Genomic DNA, 16,999 nt, shown 5'->3' with positions numbered 1-16,999 from the left:
GTCCTGAGCTGTCGGGTATTGGGCCGTCGGGTACTGGGCACCCGGGTACGGGGCGAAGGCGGGGGAGGGTGTCGATCTCGGCCGGTTCGCCGTCAGCCGGTGGTAGGCACGCCGGGTTCGCTCGGCCAGCACGGCGGACAGGTAGGCCCAGCCCGGCGTGCCGGGCGGCGGCGGTGGTGTCACGACGGCTCGCACCTCCCGGACCAGCCCGCTGCCGAGGCATTCGAGGGCCTGCGGGGACAGCTCGTGTGCCCGGCCGAGGAACTGGCGGGCACGCAGGGCCAGAGCATCATCCAACCCGGTGAGGTCAAGGGTGGCGGCCCAGCCGACGAGCTGGGGCGGGACGGACGCCGGCACTCCGCCAGTGCGCGGCACGCTGGCCTGCAGGACGACCGTGCCGGCGAAGACGTCCCCCAGCCGCTTCGCGTGTTTCGACACCAGCATGCTGATCACTGCGGGCAGGCCCAGCAGCAGTCCGGGACGTTCGACGACCGCTCCGACCAGACCCCGGGCGAACGCGTGCCGGAAGTGGATGGGACCTCCGTCGTCGCGGACGACGCGCAGCCCCAGGGCCATCTTGCCGAGGGTCCGCCCGCGCGTCAGCGTCTCGCAGGTGACCGGGTACCCGAGCACGATGCCGACATAGACCAGCAGGAACACCGTGGCGATCAGGGCGTCGTTGTCGGGCCGCACGATCAGTAGGGCCGCGGCGCCGACCGCGTAGAGGATGTAAAGCTGGATGAGCAGGTCGAGCAGGCCGGCGATCAGACGGGAGCCCAGCCGAGCCACCCGCAGTTCGATGGTGATCGCTTCACCTGTGACGATCGCCTCACCCGTGAGGACACCCGTGCCGGCGAGACCGGCGGGTCCCTTTCCCGTGACGACCTGGTTCATCTGGGCCCCCCGGGACCTCGATGGGTATCCGGACATCACTTTATGGCCTACGCCGCCCGGTTCGATCCTCCTCGCCGGGTGGTGCCGCTGACGGCGGTGAGGACGGTTCGGACGCGTGCGGCTCGACGGTCTGCGAGGATCTCGACGGTCTGGGAGGATGAGGTCGTCATGGATCTTGATGCGTACGTCGCCGTGCACCGGCCGGAATGGGTCCGGCTTGGTCGGCTCGTCGACAAGGCCGGCCGGCCGCGGCGAATGGCACCGGACGAGCTCGACGAACTGGTCGAGTTGTACCAGCGCGCGGCTACCCACCTCTCGGTTATCCGCAGCCGGTCGTACGACACGACCCTGGTCGACGATCTGACGAACCTGGTGACGCGAGGCCGGGCGGCGGTGGGCGGCGCACCTGACCCCGGCTGGCACGTCGTCGGTCGTTTCTTCGCGGTGACGTTTCCGGTGGCCGTGTACGAACGCCGATGGTGGGCTGTCGCGACGGCGCTCGGCTCCCTGCTCGTCGCGCTGGCCGTCGGTCTGTGGGTCGTGCACGACGCCGAGGTACAGGCGAACCTGCGTGCGCCGGACGCGGTCGCGGATCTGTGCCGCCACGGCTTCGCGTCCTATTACACCGAGAATCCGGCCTTGTCCTTCGCTAATCAGGTGTGGACGAACAACGCCTGGGTGTCCGCGCAGGCGGTGGTCCCCGGGGTGCTGCTGGGTCTCCCGACCCTGCTGGTCATGTTGCTGAACGCGCTGAATCTCGGCGTCGTCGGCGGATACATGACCAGCTGCGGGGAGAGCGGGCAGTTCTTCAGCCTGATCCTCCCGCACGGCCTGCTGGAGCTCACGGTCGTGTTCGTTGCGGGCGGGGTCGGGCTGCGTCTCGGTTGGACGATCATTGCACCGGGTCCGCGCAGGCGGGTGGAGGCCCTGGCCGCAGAGGGGCGCGCAGCGGTGGCCGTCACGATGGGGATGGCGCTCGTGCTGGCCGTCTCCGGGCTGATCGAGGCGTTCGTGACCCCGTCGGGGCTGCCCACGGCGATCCGGATCGGGATCGGCGCGGTGGCGTTCGGCGGCTTCATCGCTTACGTCCGGCTGTACGGCAGCCGGGCGGCCGCGGCCGGAGAGACCGGTGACATCGACACCGGGCGCGGCGGCGCCGACCTGCTCCCGGTGGCCTGACCGCGCCGACCGGGGCCCATGGCGGGCATCACATTTCTGGGGCGGCGGGAAGGCTGCCCGGCGATGTACCTGTTCGGTAGGTACAGGCGCGGCGCCCTGGGGTGAGCCGTGACGCCGACGAGAGGGAGCCTCATGACCACCGCGTTCGACCCGATCGATCTGGGCGGACTTCGCCTGGCAAACCGCATCGCACTGGCCCCCATGACCCGTAACCGGGCCCCCGGCGCAGTCCCGGCTCCGGCCACGGCCACCTACTACGCCCAGCGTGCCGGCGCCGGGCTCCTCATCACCGAGGGCACCCAGCCCTCCGTCGGTGGACAGGGTTACCCGAACACCCCGGGCCTGCACAGTGAGGAGCAGGTGCGGGCCTGGCGGCAGGTGACCGGCGCCGTGCACGAGGCCGGTGGAGTGATCTTTGTCCAGGTGATGCACGCTGGTCGCATCAGTCATCCCGACCTGCTGCCGGGCGGTCTCGTCCCGGTGGCCCCCTCGGCGGTCCGCCCGGCCGGCCAGGCGTTCACCGGCGAGGGTATGCAGGACTTCGTCATCCCGGCCGAGCTGACCGAGCAGGGCATCATCGAGATCATCGCCGATTTCGTCGCCGCGGCCCGTAACGCCGTCGAAGCCGGCTTCGACGGCGTCGAGATCCACGGCGCCAACGGCTACCTCGTGCACCAGTTCCTTGCCAGCGGCACCAACCGGCGCACCGACGGCTGGGGCGGCTCGGCGGCGGGTCGGATCCGGTTCGCTGTGGAGGTCACCCGGGCGGTCGCCACCGCGATCGGCGCTCATCGGGTCGGCCTGCGGATCTCGCCGGGCACCACCTTCAACGACATCACCGAGGACGACGTGCGCGACACCTACGTCGCGCTGGTGGACGCGGTCGCTCCGCTGGGGCTTGCATACCTGCACATTGCGGAGAACACCGGGCGCGAGCTGACCCGAGAGCTGCGGGAGCGCTTCGGCGGTCCGCTCATCCTCAACCCGCTCACCCCCGACCACCCGACCGGGCCGGAGGAGCTGTCGCTCGTGGAGAACGGCACCACCGACATCCTCAGTTTTGGGACGCTGTTCCTGGCCAACCCCGACCTGCCCGTCCGGCTCGCGGCCGGCGGCCCGTTCAACTCGCCGGACCGCGCCACCTTCTACGGTGGCGACGAGCGCGGGTACACTGACTACCCGGCACTCGCCGATGCCGACGCCGATGCCGACTCTGTGGCCGTGACCGTGGTTCAGCAGGAGTCGCCCGAAGCCGGGCCGGTCGTCACCGCCTAGCGCGACAACCTGTACGCGCGCATGGCCGGGCGGTGGGAGGGGCATGGTGTGCCTTGGCCGGCTAAGAACCGCGGAAACCGGCCTCCTGGACAAGGGCGCGACGCGGTCGGTGCGATGTCCCGTGACGCCGCCTTGTCAGCGGCGATCCCTGGACCAGGCTGGTCAGAGTACCGTCTACCGCCACGGAACCACCCGGGAACACCGGGGCCGGCCCGGCCGGCACCTCGCGAAATCACCTTCGATGATTTCGCTGGGTAGTCGTCTAGATCTGGGTGGTCGTCTAGAGCCGGCCGAGGGATTTCAGGGTGAGGTAGGTGTCGCTGACGGCCGCCGCGTAGCCGCTCGGCGGTGCGTCCACCACCTCGACCCCGCGGCGGCGCAGCGTCTCGGTGAGCTCCCGTCGCCGCAGCAGAGTCTGTTCGGCCGCCGCGGCCGCGTACACCTCACGGACGTCACCGCGGCCGGTCGTCATCTCGTCCACGCGCGGGTCGCGCAGCGCCGCGACCACGACAGGATGCCGTGCGGCCAGCGTTGGCAGGGCCGGGAGCAGCCCTTCCTCGATCACCGCCGGCACCAGGTCGGTGAACAGGACGACCAGGGACCGCCGCGAAGTCCCGCGCAGTACCGTCGACACGATTCCGCCATGATCGGCCTCGACCAGGGCCGGTTCCAGGGTGGCCATCGCGTCGCTCATCCGGGCGAGCAACCCATGATCGTGCCTGCCTGGCAGGGTGATCCGGGGAACGCTGTCGTGCGCCACGAGACCCACCCGGTCACCCGCGCGCAGCGCCACCGCGGTGAGTAGCAGCGCGGCGTCGAGCGCATGGTCCAGCCGGGGAGTATCGCCGATCCGCCCGGCCGAGGTCCGACCCGTGTCGAGTACGCAGACGACCCTGCGGTCGCGCTCCGGTCGGAACGTGCGGACGACGACGGTCCCGCGCCGGGCGGTACCCCGCCAGTCGATCAGCCGGACGTCGTCGCCGATCACATAGTCCCGCAGGCTGTCGAACTCGGAGCCGGCGCCCGCGCCGCGGATGGCGACTTCGCCCTCGACCTCCCGCAGCCGCGCGAGAGCGGCCGGCAGATGGCGGCGTGACGTGAACGGCGGCAGCACCCGGACCCGCCATGCGCAGTGATGCCGTCCCTGCCGGCCGGCGAGGCTGAGTGGCCCCAGCGAACGGACCGTGATGCGGAACGGCTCCCGGTCGCCGCGCCGGGCCGGATGCAGCGTCGTCTCCAGGAAGCGCCGCTCCCCGGCCGGAACGGTGACCCGGTGCTCCCGTGGCCGGGACCCCGAGGACGGCGGCCAGGCGTCGCGGATGTGGGCACGCACCGTGCGGGTGCCGCCGTTCGTGACGCCGAGCACCAGCGGAACGGGCTGACCCAGCCGCCCGGCGGTCGGTCCGGACCGGCTGAACTCCAGCGTGCGGACCCCACCCGCCAGGGCGAGGTCGAGGGCGACCAAGCCCACCACCACCAGATCGACCAGCACGAGGGTCAGGCCCGGGGCGGGGGACAGGACGACGGCCAGCGCCCCGAACAGGGCCAGCGCGACGGTACGGCCGGTGATCGCCACCGTTTCCGTCTACCGGGGCACCGGAACGGTGGCGAGTACCTGTTCGAGCACGACGTCGGCCGTCACGCCGTCCAGTTCGGCCTCCGGGCGGAGGCTGATCCGGTGCCGCAGGGTCGCCCGGGCCAGCGCCTTGACATCGTCGGGGGTCGCATAGCCGCGTCCCGACAGCCACGCCCAGGCCCGGGTCGTCGCCAGCAGCGCGGTGGCGCCGCGGGGGGACACCCCGAGCTGTACCGACGGTGCCGCGCGGGTCGCCCGGGCCAGGTCGACGATGTAGGCCAGCACCTCCGGGTGGACTCCGACGGTGAGCACCGCGGCGCGGGCGGCCGCGAGGTCCGCTGGTCCCGCGACCGGGCGGACCCCCGCGGCGGGCAGGTCGGAGGGGTCGAACCCGCCCGCATGGTGGGCGAGGACACGGACCTCGTCGTCGCGGGGTGGCAGTGGCAGCGTCACCTTCACCAGGAAGCGGTCGAGCTGCGCCTCGGGAAGCGGATAGGTGCCCTCGTGTTCGATCGGGTTCTGGGTGGCGAGGACGGCGAAGGGGGCCGGCAGTGGCCGCGGGACGCCCGCCACGCTGACCTGACGCTCCTCCATCACCTCCAGCAGAGCGGCCTGCGTCTTCGGTGGAGTCCGGTTGATCTCGTCGGCCAGCAGGAGGTTGGTGAAGACCGGGCCCTCCCGGAAGGTGAACTCGGAACTGCGGTTGTCGTACACCAGCGAGCCGGTGACGTCGCCGGGCATGAGGTCCGGGGTGAACTGCAGGCGCTTGGTGTCCAGTGCCAACGCGGTCGCGAGCGTGCGGACCAGCAGCGTCTTCGCGACGCCGGGCACCCCCTCGAGCAGCGCGTGTCCCCGGCACAGCAGGGCGATGACGAGCCCGCTGACCGCCGCGTCCTGACCAATCACCGCCTTGTGGCCACCTCACCGCGCAGCGCGATCAGGGCCCGGCGGGCCGTCTGCGCGTCCGGTGGTGCCGGCTGCTCTCCCAGGCTCGGCGCCGCGGCGGACGACGATGCGGTCGAGGGCGGGGGGCTGCCGTCGGCGCGTCGATGCGTGGGGATGTCACCGTAGGCCTACCTGTCGATCGAGCTCGTCGAGCGCGTGGGCCAGCGCCAGCAGCGCCGCGTCCTGCGTATCGCGTCGAGGGGCGCCGAGGCCGGCCCGGGGAACGCCCGTTGCGGCGGTCCGCTCGGATCCGCCGTCGCGATACCGTCCGGACTCGCCGGATGCCGGCCGCTGTCCGTTCTCGGCCGGGTAGCGGCCTGACTGGTACCAGTCCCTGGCCCGCCCGAGGTGACCGGGCGGTCCGGCGGTCTGCGGCGGCATGCCCGAACCGTACAGGAGCGATCCGATCTCCGAGGGTGACCGTCCTGTCTGCTCGCTGGCAGCGGTCACCAGAGTGACGGGATCGGGGCTCAGGGAACCGGCGGGGGTCCAGGCCAGGGGCAGGCCCATCCGTTCGGCCAGCCGGACGCGGGTCCCGGCCCGCAGCGCGTCGGCGGTCCTGTCCCGGGCGTGTGCCGCCGCGTACAGTCGCCCGCGTCCCTCGACCGTCTCGGCCGCCCGGACGACCACCGGGAGGGGCTCCGGCACCGGCGGCCCGAGCCGCCGGCCACGCCACAGCGCCAGCAGAGCCAGGACGACGACGATGTGCAGAAAGGTCCACCAGAAGGCGGACGGCAGCAGATCCACCATGCTTTTCGTGCCGACCCCGCCGGCCCCGCCCCCGTCGGGTGTGATCCAGGACAGCACGGGTTGCCGGGCGAGCAGGCCGAGGGCCAGCGCCGCGTTCCCCGTGCGGTCGAGGTGCTCGTTGGTGAGGAACCCCGCCGAGCCGAGCAGCACCAGCCGCCCGCCACTGACGCGTGGTGAGCCCGATCGGGTGAGGGTCAGCACGGCGAGGCGCGCCTCGTCGGGCGGGTCGCCGTAGCACAACGAGACCGCCATATCGCCGAGACCGGCTCCGTCGCCCTGGCGGGTGAAGGTCTCGTCGGCGCCGATCGAGGTTGTTCCGGCCGTGGTCGCCTCGGGCAGGAGGCACCGCGGATCGCTCTGCTCGCCGCCGAGCCCGGCGCCGAGTTTGCCGCCGGGCTCGGAGTCTGCCGTGACCACCCCGACATCCAGGGCGCCGAGCACCGTGGCGCCCGGCGCCACGAGGACGACGTCGGCGCCCTGCCAGACCCGTCCGAGCAGGGCGATCAGCTCGTCATGGGTGAGCCGTCCCGGATGGACGACGACCAGCGTCGCTCTGTCACCCGCCCCGGCTGGACCGACCCCGCTGCCCGGACCACCGGGGTTCGGCCCCTGCTGCCGGCCGCCGGAAGGGTTGTCCGTGGCGGACACGATGATCCCGCGTGCCCGCAGGATCTCGGCCAGGGCCCGGGTTCCTCCGGGCTCGGCGGAGGCCACGTTCAGGTAGGCCGGGCCGCCGGGCCGCCCGGCCAGCGCCGAGACGACCACGTAACAGAGGACCAGGACGCCGAGGACGGCCACCACGAGGATCCCGCGGCGCACCGCCGGGGGCCTGGGGTCGCTGCGCAACGCGCTCGGCGACCCCCGCCCGGACCGGCCGCCGGCCGTCCCGCCGCCACCGAGATGGTCGCCGGTGATCGCCGGGGCGCCGGGGATGGTCATGCCGGGACCGCGAGGGTGTCTGCGCTGCCGGTGCCGCCGGTGCCCCCGGTACCGCGACGCAGCTGGGCCAGGGCGCGGTCGGCCTCGACCAGGACCTGGTAGCCGGCCGCGGACGCCGGGCGCCCGCCGTACCAGATCTCGCTGAAGACCTCGACGGCCGCGGCGAGCGCCGCGGCCGGCTCGAGCGCCGTGCCGGGTCCATCGCCCGCCGCGCCCGCCGCCGCGCCCGGCCGGTCCGTTCCGCCCCGGGGATGCCCACCGTCGGGTCCGCCCCGGGGAGGCCCCCCATCGGGGGACGGCGCGATCCTCGCCACGTCCTCGACGAGTTCACCGGCCGTACGGCCGGGGCGCGGATCGAGCACGCCCTTCTCCTCCAGCATCCGCACGATGGCCCGTAGCCGGGACCGGACCGCCTCGGCGTAGGCTCCGCGGGCGGCGTGGCCGTCCGCCTCGGCGCGCAACCGCGCCGCGGTCGACGAACTGGACAGGTCGTCATCCTCCCGCCTGGTACGCGCGCTGCGGCGCACCGGGCCGAGCCACCACCGTAGCGCCACCGCCACGACGACCAGTACGAGGACCCCGAGACCACCCGACCCTCCGCCGAGGCCGTCTCCGCCAGGGAGCAGCCAGTGGACCAGATCCCCGATCTTGTCGTCGATCCACCGGACCGCCCGGCTCCACCAGCTGGGTTCGGGACTCCTGTAGATGTGCTTGGAAAGTTCCCGCCGAGCCTCCTCCCGAGCTCCGTCCCGAGTGACGGGACCACCGAGCGTCATCCGGAGGGCCGCAGGCCGGCGGTGCGGGCGCGGGCCGCCTCGGCGAGGGTCACGTCCAGACCCTCGCGTCTGATCCTGAGGTCGACGTAGAGCAGGACGACGGCTCCGGAGATGATCGGTGTGGAGATCGTGGTAGCGAGCAGACTGCCGATCGCCTGGACGATGTAGCCGGTGACGGTGAGGTTACCCCTGATCGGGTCGCCGAACACCGACTCGGAGGAGGCCATCACGATGCTGGCGGCGATGGCGAAGATCGCACCGAGGAACCCCGCCACCAGCATGGCGAGCAGCAGGATACCGAACGTTCGCCACCATGATCCACGCACGATCGCGATTGACCGTCGCAGCGCGTCGCGCACGGTGCCGCCCTCGAGGACGTACGCGGGCGTGGCCAGCGCCAGGTAGACCCCGACGACGATCGCCCCGACCAGCAGCGCGATCAGCCCCAGCACCACCGACAGCGCCACGATGACCGTGAGGCCGAGCAGGCCGGGCAGCCGTGGCGCGACCCGTCGGACCGCGTCGATCGTGGTGATTCGGCTTCCCAGGGTCGCCTCGCTCACCACGACGCTGAGCACCCCGGAAAGGAAGAGCCCGAGGATGAGATCGAGACCGAGCATCGCGACGGTGATGGCGGCCCTGGCGCCCGGCGACGCGTCCTCGCCGCTGATCGCGACGGTGGTGGACACTGTCTTCACCACCGCCGCGGCCGCCACCGTCACCCCGACGGTTGCGCCGGGATTCGTGCGGATCGTGGCGAACGTGCCGTCCAGGATCTCGCCCAGAGCGAGGGGGCGCAGCGGGATGATGCCCGGTTTCGGGACGGCCGGGCCCCACCGCCACTGTCCCCACGGGCCCTGCGGGGCGCCGGGTGGCGGTGTGCCGGGCGAAGCCCAACTGGGTCCGTCGGCCATCGGTGTGTCTCCACTCATCGCAGTCGGTGTCGAGGTTCGGTGTGTCGAGGTAAGGATGCCGTGCTTGTGGTGGGCATGCTGCGGCCACTATGAGGATTCTGTGCTCTCGGCCGGGATGGATGCTGGGGATGCCGGCGGAATTACGCGGTCTGGCCGGGATGTGCTGGCCAGGATGTGCCGGCTGGGCCGCACCACCTCGGCTGCGGGGCCGGTCGCCGACCGAGTCGCCCAGGGTTGTCCACAGCCGCTTCACGACTGCCGGGGGCGGTATCCACAGATCACCACTTGGGGCTGGTCGGCCCGCGGCTGATCCTTCCTGTCATGCCTCGAGCCACGTTGTCCCTGCTCACCAGGAATCTCGCGATCCTCGCTGATCTGATCATGCCGCTTGCCTGCGCCGGATGCGGCGACTGGGGGGCATCGGCGTGCCCGGCGTGTGTCGCCGAGCTTCGTGGTCCCGTGTTCCTCGCCGCCGCGGGCTCCCTGGCCACCCCGTGGCGGCGAGGGCTGCCGCCGTGCCTGGCCGCCGCCCGCTACGCCGACCGGGTCCGGGCGCTCCTTCTCGCCTACAAGGAGCGTGGCCGGCGCGACCTGGCCGGTCCGCTGGGCGGTGCGCTCGCCCGTGCGGTGGCGCGGGCGGTGTCGTCGGGCGCGGTGGGTGCCACTGACGTGCATCCCGGTCTCCGTCCTCGCGGGCGCGGTGTGGTGCTGGTCCCGGTGCCTTCGAACCGCGCCGCGCGGCGTCGGCGTGGTTTCGACCACCTCGAGCTGCTGTGTTCCGTGGCGGCCGCGGTCCTGCGCCGACGCGGGCACCGGGTCGGAATCGCTCCCGTGCTGCGGCCGGTGCGGCACACGGCGGACCAGGCCGGGCTGGGGGCGGCGGCACGGTTCGTCAACCTCACGGGCGCCTTCGGCTTGGTCGGTCCCGCCCGCACGGCCCGGCTGGTGCGGGTCGCCGACGATCTCTCGGACGGGCCTCCCGCGGACCCGTGCATCGTCGTGGTCGACGACGTACTGACGACGGGAGCCACGGCGGGTGAGGCGGTACGGGCCCTACGAGCCGGCGCCCTGCGGGCGAGCGCCGTCGCCGTGGTGGCCGCTTCGGGCCCGACGCGCGGACGGGACCGCTTGCTCGCCTTGACGGGGCCGCCGGGGTGAAACTACCAGTACGCACCGCCTGACCAGGCAGTAGGCGCAACGGCCGAGTGGCCCGACGGAGCGGGAGTGACCGCTTGTCGGTCGCAGTGCACTCGTCGTGCGGATACCGGGCCGGCGGGCGGAGTAGCGCCGCCGCTGAAGGGAAGGGAGCCGAATGCGGGCAGCTAGCCGTAGAACGTTGGGAAGGTGCGACAACCGTAGATAGGGCGCCCGGGGGGATCGTCTCGGCCCCGCGGAGATGGTTTCTTCCGGAAGCTCCGAGACACCAGCGCACGGTCGGCAGCCTTGGCGAGGGCCGTGGGCGCCGGACAGGCGAACAGGAGGTGGATCGCGTGGACATCGTGGTCAAGGGCAGGCACACCGCGGTTCCGGAACGGTTCCGCAATCATGTCCAGGCCAAGCTCGCCAAGTTGGAACGGCTGAACTCCAACATCATCCGGGTGGATGTCGAGCTGTCGAAGGAACGGAATCCCCGGCTGTCCGACGTCTGCGACCGAGTCGAGCTGACTGTGTACTCACGGGGTCCGGTGATCCGGGCCGAGGCCGCCGCGGCCGACTGCTACGCCGCCCTCGACCTGGCCGCCGGCAAACTGGCCGAGCGGCTGCGCCGGGCCGCCGACCGGCGGGTCCGCCACCACGCCAACCACGCTGGCGCCAAGCCGGCCGGGATCACCTCGGTCCCGCTCGGCAGTCTCATGCCGTTGGAGGGCACGAAGCCGGCGGCTGCTCTACCGGCCGGTGCCGAGGATGCTGGTGCCGCCGGAAGGAGTGGCAGCGGCGGGTCCAGGCCGGTCGTCGCCGCTCCGGCCGACGAATCCACCGCCAGGATCGGTGCGGGCGAGCAGAGTGAGCAGGCTCCGCTGATCGTCCGGGAGAAGACCCATGAGGCGGAGCCGATGTCGCTGGAGGAGGCCCTGTCCAACATGGAACTGGTGGGGCATGATTTCTATCTCTTCCTCGACGTCGACCTCGGCCTCCCCAGCGTTGTCTACCGGCGGGTCGGTTACGACTACGGTGTCATCCGGTTGTCCGGTTCGGCGGCGGCCGGCAGGTCGGGGCGGGCGGGCGCCGATCAGCGGGACGAGCGGCCGTCGCCAACCCGGGGCGCCTTCGTGAGCTCGGCCGCCGCCGTTTAGACGATCTGAAGGCCGCGTCCGCCGGCCGACGTGGGACTATTTGCCTCGGGTGTCGGAGTACACGGCGCACTGCCCCGCGTGGAGGCACGCAGGGCGGTGCGCTGCGGGCAGTGGTCCAGGGAGGTCAGATGACGGTGGAGGAGCAGCGCTCTGAGGAGATGCTGCCGACGCCATCGGAGGCGAACCCCATCCGGGTGCTGATCGTTGACGACCATGCGCTGTTCCGGCGTGGGCTGGAGATGGTGCTGGGGCAGGAGGTCGACATCGAGGTCGTCGGGGAGGCCGCGGATGGTGCCGAGGCGGTGACCATGGCTAAGGAGATGGCGCCGGACATGGTGCTCATGGATGTGCGGATGCCGCGCCGTGGCGGGATCGACGCCACGAGCGCCATCAAGGAGGCTGTCCCGAGCGCCAAGATCGTCATGCTGACCATCAGCGACGAGGAGGCCGACCTCTACGACGCGATTAAGGCGGGGGCCATGGGCTACCTGCTGAAGGAGATCTCTATCGACGAGGTCGCCGCGGACATCCGCGCTGTGTACGGGGGACAGAGCCTCATCAGCCCGTCCATGGCGTCGAAGCTGCTCAGCGAGTTCGCAGCCATGATCAAGAACAAGGATGACCGCCCGCAGCTCCCCACCCCCCGGCTGACCGATCGGGAGATGGAGGTGCTGCGGCTCGTCGCCAAGGGTATGAACAACCGTGACATCGCCAAGCAGCTCTACATCAGTGAGAACACCGTCAAGAACCACATCCGGAACATCCTGGAGAAGCTCCAGCTGCACTCCAGGATGGAGGCGGTCGTGTACGCGGTCCGGGAGAAGCTGCTCGAGATCACCTGAGGCCCGGTCGGGGGCGTCACCGTGGCGCGGGATCGTCCGGTAGGAGCGATCCCACCCAGCAGTCCCGCCGGTTACCGTCGCCCAGCAGCAGGGCCCGGCGCAGGGTGCCCTCCACGGCGAAACCGGCCTTCTCGGCCACGCGGCGAGACGCGAGGTTGCCCACCGCGGCCCGCCACTCGATCCGGGCCAGCGCCAGAGCTCTGAAACCCCAGCGGGTCAGCGCGGCAACGGCCTGGGAGGTCACTCCCCGCCCGCGCGTCGGCGCCGCGCACCAGTAACCAATCTTCGCATCGCCGTCGCCGGAGAGATCCGCCAGTCCGACCAAGGCAAGGAGCTGCTCGGTCGTGGCATCCACCACCGCGAACAGTGCCCCGGTCCCGCTGGCCCAGCTCTGCGGCGACTGGCGTGAGACGAAGTCCACCGCGTGTTGGTACAGATACGGCGTCGGGACTCTTGTCCACCGGCTTATCTCCGGGTCCTGGCAGGCCTGGTGTACGGCGTCGGCGTCCCGGGGGTGCCAGGGGCGCAGATGCAGGCGGCCCGCCGTGATCTCCGCTGGTTCGAGAGGTGCCATGCTCCAACCTTGCACCGGCCGCCACCGTTGCCGCCGGTCCCGGGCACCCATCCGCGCTCCCGGTCGTTGGACAGTGCGGCGTGGCATGGGCGGACGATGCACGCCGTGCTGTCATCCCGTTCTGGTCGTTCCCGTCCGCGCGACCCCTGGCCCCTCGCCGGCACCCCTTCCCGTCGCCTGCTCCTCATCGGTCCCAGCCGGAGGAACCGCGCGCGGATGGATGTTGTAGGCGGCTATCGAAGGGCTAGCATCGTGGGGTCGGTGACCTCGCCGACGCGCCTGCCGGAGGAGTTTCGCCCGTGGTACTAGACAAGATCTTGCGTGCCGGCGAGGGCCGGATCCTGCGCAAGCTCAAGGCGATCGCCGAGCAGGTGAACCTGATCGAGGATGACTTCACCGGCCTGTCCGACGGTGAACTGCGAGGCATGACCGACGAGTTCCGCCAGCGGCTCGCGGACGGGGGGGAGACCCTCGACGACCTGCTGCCCGAGGCCTTTGCCGCCGTGCGCGAGGCAGCGCGGCGCACGCTGGGCCAGCGGCATTTCGATGTGCAGGTCATGGGGGGCGCGGCCCTTCATCTTGGCAACATCGCCGAGATGAAGACCGGTGAGGGCAAGACGCTGGTCTCGACCCTGCCGACCTACCTCAACGCGCTGGCCGGTAAGGGTGTGCACGTCATCACCGTCAACGACTACCTCGCCCAGCGCGACGCCGAGAACATGGGCCGGGTCCATCGTTTCCTCGGCCTCACCGTCGGGGTGATCCATCCGCAGATGCCGCCGCCGGTCCGGCGGGCCCAGTACGCCTGCGATATCACCTACGGCACCAACAACGAGTTCGGGTTCGACTACCTCCGTGACAACATGGCCTGGAGCTCGGAGGAACTCGTCCAGCGTGGCCACAACTTCGCGGTCGTCGACGAGGTGGACTCCATCCTCATCGACGAGGCCCGCACGCCGTTGATCATCAGCGGTCCAGCGGATCATCCGACCAGGTGGTACACGGAGTTTGCCCGGATCGCCCCGCTGCTCGAACGCGATGTCGACTACGAGGTCGAAGAGGGCAAGCGGACGGTGGCCATCACCGAGTCCGGGGTCGAGAAGGTCGAGGACCAGCTCGGCATCGAGAACCTCTACGAATCGGTGAACACTCCGCTCGTGGGCTACCTGAACAATTCACTGAAGGCCAAGGAGCTCTACAAGCGGGACAAGGACTACATCGTTACCGACGGTGAGGTTCTCATCGTCGACGAGTTCACCGGCCGCGTGCTCCACGGCCGTCGCTACAGCGAGGGAATGCACCAGGCGATCGAGGCCAAAGAAAAGGTCGAGATCAAGCAGGAGAACCAGACCCTCGCGACGATCACGCTGCAGAACTACTTCCGGCTCTACGACAAGCTCTCCGGCATGACCGGTACCGCCATGACCGAGGCGGCCGAGTTCCACCAGATCTACTCGCTCGGGGTCGTCCCCATCCCGACGAACAAGCCGATGGTCCGGCTCGACCAGCCGGACGTCGTCTACAAGACCGAGATCGCGAAGTTCGACGCCGTGGTGGAGGACATCGCCGAGCGGCACGAGAAGGGCCAGCCGGTCCTGGTCGGCACCACCAGCGTCGAGAAGTCCGAGTACCTCTCGAAGCAACTCCGCAAGCGTGGTGTGCCGCACGAGGTGCTCAACGCCAAGCACCACGAGCGGGAGGCGGCCATCATCGCCGAGGCGGGCCGCAAGGGCGCCGTCACGGTGGCGACGAACATGGCCGGTCGTGGTACGGACATCATGCTCGGCGGCAACCCGGAGTTCATTGCCCAGGCCGAGCTGCGCCAGCGCGGCCTCTCGCCGATCGAGACCCCCGAGGACTATGAGGCGGCCTGGCAGGAGGCCCTGGAGAAGGCCAGGCAGTCGGTGAAGGCCGAGCACGAGGAGGTCGTCGACGCCGGCGGCCTGTACGTGCTCGGCACCGAGCGGCACGAGTCCCGGCGCATCGACAACCAGCTGCGTGGCCGGGCCGGCCGGCAGGGCGACCGCGGTGAGTCGCGCTTCTACCTCTCCCTCGGCGACGATCTCATGCGGTTGTTCAACGCGGCCGCGGTCGAGGGCATCATGGATCGGCTGAACATCCCCGAGGACGTCCCGATCGAATCGAAGATCGTGACTCGGGCGATCCGGTCGGCCCAGACCCAGGTCGAGGGGCAGAACTTCGAGATCCGCAAGAACGTCCTCAAGTACGACGAGGTCATGAACAAGCAGCGCACCGTGATTTATGAGGAGCGCCGCAAGGTTCTCGGCGGTGCTGATCTCCACGAGCAGGTGCGTCACTTCGTCGGCGACACCGTCGAGGGGTACGTGCGCGGCGCCACCGCCGACGGGTATCCGGAGGAGTGGGATCTCGACACGCTCTGGACGGCGCTCGGGCAGCTCTACCCGGTCGGTGTGGTGGCACCCGATGTCGACGATCGTGACGGGCTCACTGCCGATCACCTGCTCGAGGACATCCAGGTCGACGCGCAGGAGGCGTACGACCGGCGGGAACTCGACTTCGGCGACGGCCCCGACAGCGAACCGATCATGCGGGAGCTGGAGCGACGGGTCGTCCTCGCGGTCTTGGACCGAAAGTGGCGCGAGCACCTCTACGAAATGGACTACCTGCAAGAGGGCATCGGGCTGCGGGCGATGGGACAGCGGGACCCGCTGGTCGAGTACCAACGTGAGGGTTTCGACATGTTCCAGACGATGATGGAGGGTATCAAGGAGGAATCTGTCCGGCTGCTGTTCAACGTCGAGGTTCAGGTCGCGGGGCAGGAGGAGGCCGCCGCGCCGGTGGGCGTCGAGCCGGCCGCGTCCGCCGCTCCCGCACCGCCGGCCGGAGCCGCGACCCTGCCCGCTCCGGTGGTGCCGACGATCCCGGGCGGCGCCGGGCCCGTCGCGGACGCGCAGCCCGCTCGCCCCGCGGCGGCCGACCAGACTCCGCCACCCCCTTCACCGGTTCCGTCCGCACCGCCGCCGGTCTTCGTCAAGGGGCTTGAGCCGCGGCGGCCGACCGGTGGCCTGCGCTACACCGCGCCGTCAGTCGACGGTGGATCCGGGCCGGTCACGACGGTGGACGGCGGGTCGGGACTGGGCCGCCCGGCTGGAAACGGTGCGCTCAGCGCCGCCCGCGGCGAAGCCGGCACGGCGCAGCCCGGTGCGGGCACGCGTCCCGCTCGCAATGCGCCCTGCCCGTGTGGGTCAGGCCGCAAGTACAAGCGCTGCCACGGCGACCCGGCGCGCCGCAACGCCGAGTGATCCATCTCTGGAGCCGGTGGCCGCGCTAACCCACCTGCAGGGTTGTCACCCGCCAGCGTCCGCCGGACGACTCCATGCGCAGCGCGAGTGCGGCCACCCGGGCACCTCGGCTGATGACCGCCGAGACCTCGGCGACTCCGGGTCGCGGTTCGCTGACCCGTACGCTGCGGACCTGACTCCGCCTGCGATCCGTGGTCTGGGCGACGATGCGTTCGAGATCGTTCTGCAGGCGGGGCGTCGTCCATCCGGCGAGATGCGAGGCCGGGCGCACTCCGCCGAGCGTCTCGACGATCGCTCTGACGATGACCACCGCCGTTTCCCGGGGCGGTGGGTTCGTCCGGCTCCCGGCGGGGCTCCCCGGCCGCGGACCGGCTACCGGTTCGAGACCCGGCACCACGTGTGACGCCGCTGATCCCGTTCCTGTCCCCGTGACCGTGCGTTCGGGCATGGCGAGGTGCCGAGGCGTCCGATCGACCGTCGTCGTGCCACCGGGCTCGGTCTGGCCGTCCGCACCGCCACGGCCGCCGCGGCGGCGTCCGCCGCCTCCCGGGGCGGTCACGGGCCGGCCTGGACGATCGGCGGTGGTGCGTCCGGCCGGCCGCACCCGGGGTCGGGGCGGCCTTGTCGACGAGCCGGTCGAGGCGCCGGCCGGCGAGGGTCCGGCCTCGTCGTCATAGGGCGGTTCGTGGGGGATGACGGGAAGGCGGCGCATTGCGGGGGCCGGAATTGGACGCCGGGGCAGGGTCAGGGCGTAGGT

General features: G+C 71.2%; 13 protein-coding genes and 1 pseudogene. 6 read left to right on the top strand and 8 right to left on the bottom strand.

The features are described 5' to 3' along the window. Positions 1-894: RDD family protein (locus AC08OJ_RS11735; RefSeq protein WP_476592828.1), on the bottom strand; the 894-nt coding region annotated here is incomplete at its 3' end. 168 nt (positions 895-1,062) lie between these two features. Between AC08OJ_RS11735 and AC08OJ_RS11730 the strand changes: the two genes are divergently transcribed. Together AC08OJ_RS11730 and AC08OJ_RS11725 are read left to right on the top strand one after the other, a co-directional pair. After that, positions 1,063-2,073, top strand: coding sequence for a stage II sporulation protein M (locus AC08OJ_RS11730; RefSeq protein WP_476595734.1), 1,011 nt, complete (start codon positions 1,063-1,065; stop codon positions 2,071-2,073). Positions 2,074-2,205: 132 nt separating this feature from the next. After that, on the top strand, positions 2,206-3,348 hold the full coding sequence (locus tag AC08OJ_RS11725; protein ID WP_476592830.1) for an alkene reductase: 1,143 nt from the start codon (positions 2,206-2,208) through the stop codon (positions 3,346-3,348). 280 nt (positions 3,349-3,628) lie between these two features. Here the strand turns inward: AC08OJ_RS11725 and AC08OJ_RS11720 are convergent, their stop codons facing one another. From AC08OJ_RS11720 to AC08OJ_RS11700, 5 genes and pseudogenes are all read right to left on the bottom strand, one after another. After that, positions 3,629-4,924 (bottom strand): DUF58 domain-containing protein, encoded by a 1,296-nt coding sequence (locus AC08OJ_RS11720; protein WP_476595733.1) that lies wholly within the window; start codon positions 4,922-4,924, stop codon positions 3,629-3,631. 9 nt (positions 4,925-4,933) lie between these two features. Further along, positions 4,934-5,990, bottom strand: a pseudogene (locus AC08OJ_RS11715) (AAA family ATPase). Beyond that, positions 5,987-7,558 carry a DUF4350 domain-containing protein gene (locus AC08OJ_RS11710; RefSeq protein ID WP_476595732.1) on the bottom strand — a complete coding sequence of 524 codons (1,572 nt, stop codon included), beginning with the start codon at positions 7,556-7,558 and terminating at the stop codon, positions 5,987-5,989. Before AC08OJ_RS11710 ends, AC08OJ_RS11715 begins: the two are co-directional and overlap by 4 nt. Next, on the bottom strand, positions 7,555-8,334 hold the full coding sequence (locus AC08OJ_RS11705) for a DUF4129 domain-containing protein (protein WP_476595731.1): 780 nt from the start codon (positions 8,332-8,334) through the stop codon (positions 7,555-7,557). The genes AC08OJ_RS11710 and AC08OJ_RS11705 overlap by 4 nt, the downstream gene beginning before the upstream one ends. Further along, the gene (locus tag AC08OJ_RS11700; protein ID WP_476592834.1) at positions 8,331-9,248 is read right to left on the bottom strand and encodes a DUF7847 domain-containing protein; all 918 of its coding nucleotides are present in this window, start codon (positions 9,246-9,248) and stop codon (positions 8,331-8,333) included. Before AC08OJ_RS11700 ends, AC08OJ_RS11705 begins: the two co-directional genes overlap by 4 nt. Before the next feature lie 321 nt (positions 9,249-9,569). Between AC08OJ_RS11700 and AC08OJ_RS11695 the strand changes: the two genes are divergently transcribed. The 3 genes from AC08OJ_RS11695 to AC08OJ_RS11685 all read left to right on the top strand — a co-directional run bounded on the left by AC08OJ_RS11695 (position 9,570) and on the right by AC08OJ_RS11685 (position 12,384). Beyond that, complete coding sequence (locus AC08OJ_RS11695; protein WP_476595730.1) at positions 9,570-10,406, top strand: ComF family protein; 837 nt, start codon at positions 9,570-9,572, stop codon at positions 10,404-10,406. A gap of 332 nt (positions 10,407-10,738) precedes the next feature. Beyond that, positions 10,739-11,542 carry a ribosome hibernation-promoting factor, HPF/YfiA family gene (hpf, locus tag AC08OJ_RS11690; protein WP_476592836.1) on the top strand — a complete coding sequence of 268 codons (804 nt, stop codon included), beginning with the start codon at positions 10,739-10,741 and terminating at the stop codon, positions 11,540-11,542. Between the two features lie 128 nt (positions 11,543-11,670). Further along, positions 11,671-12,384 carry a response regulator gene (locus AC08OJ_RS11685; protein ID WP_476592837.1) on the top strand — a complete coding sequence of 238 codons (714 nt, stop codon included), beginning with the start codon at positions 11,671-11,673 and terminating at the stop codon, positions 12,382-12,384. Positions 12,385-12,400: 16 nt separating this feature from the next. Here AC08OJ_RS11685 and AC08OJ_RS11680 read toward each other — a convergent pair whose 3' ends face one another. Then, positions 12,401-12,958: a GNAT family N-acetyltransferase gene (locus AC08OJ_RS11680; RefSeq protein WP_476595729.1), complete on the bottom strand. Its 558-nt coding sequence runs from the start codon at positions 12,956-12,958 to the stop codon at positions 12,401-12,403. A 299-nt stretch (positions 12,959-13,257) separates the two neighbouring features. Here AC08OJ_RS11680 and secA point away from each other — a divergent pair, with 299 nt between their 5' ends. Further along, a complete protein-coding gene (secA, locus tag AC08OJ_RS11675; RefSeq protein ID WP_476595728.1) occupies positions 13,258-16,242 on the top strand; it encodes a preprotein translocase subunit SecA in 2,985 nt (994 codons plus the stop codon). 25 nt (positions 16,243-16,267) lie between these two features. Here the strand turns inward: secA and AC08OJ_RS11670 are convergent. Beyond that, positions 16,268-16,999 (bottom strand): Rv3235 family protein (locus AC08OJ_RS11670; protein ID WP_476595727.1); only part of this gene is annotated, 732 nt, incomplete at its 5' end.

It is taken from the genome of Frankia sp. CgKIO3, from assembly GCF_977946435.1.
This window is presented reverse-complemented; position numbering and strand designations above follow the sequence as displayed.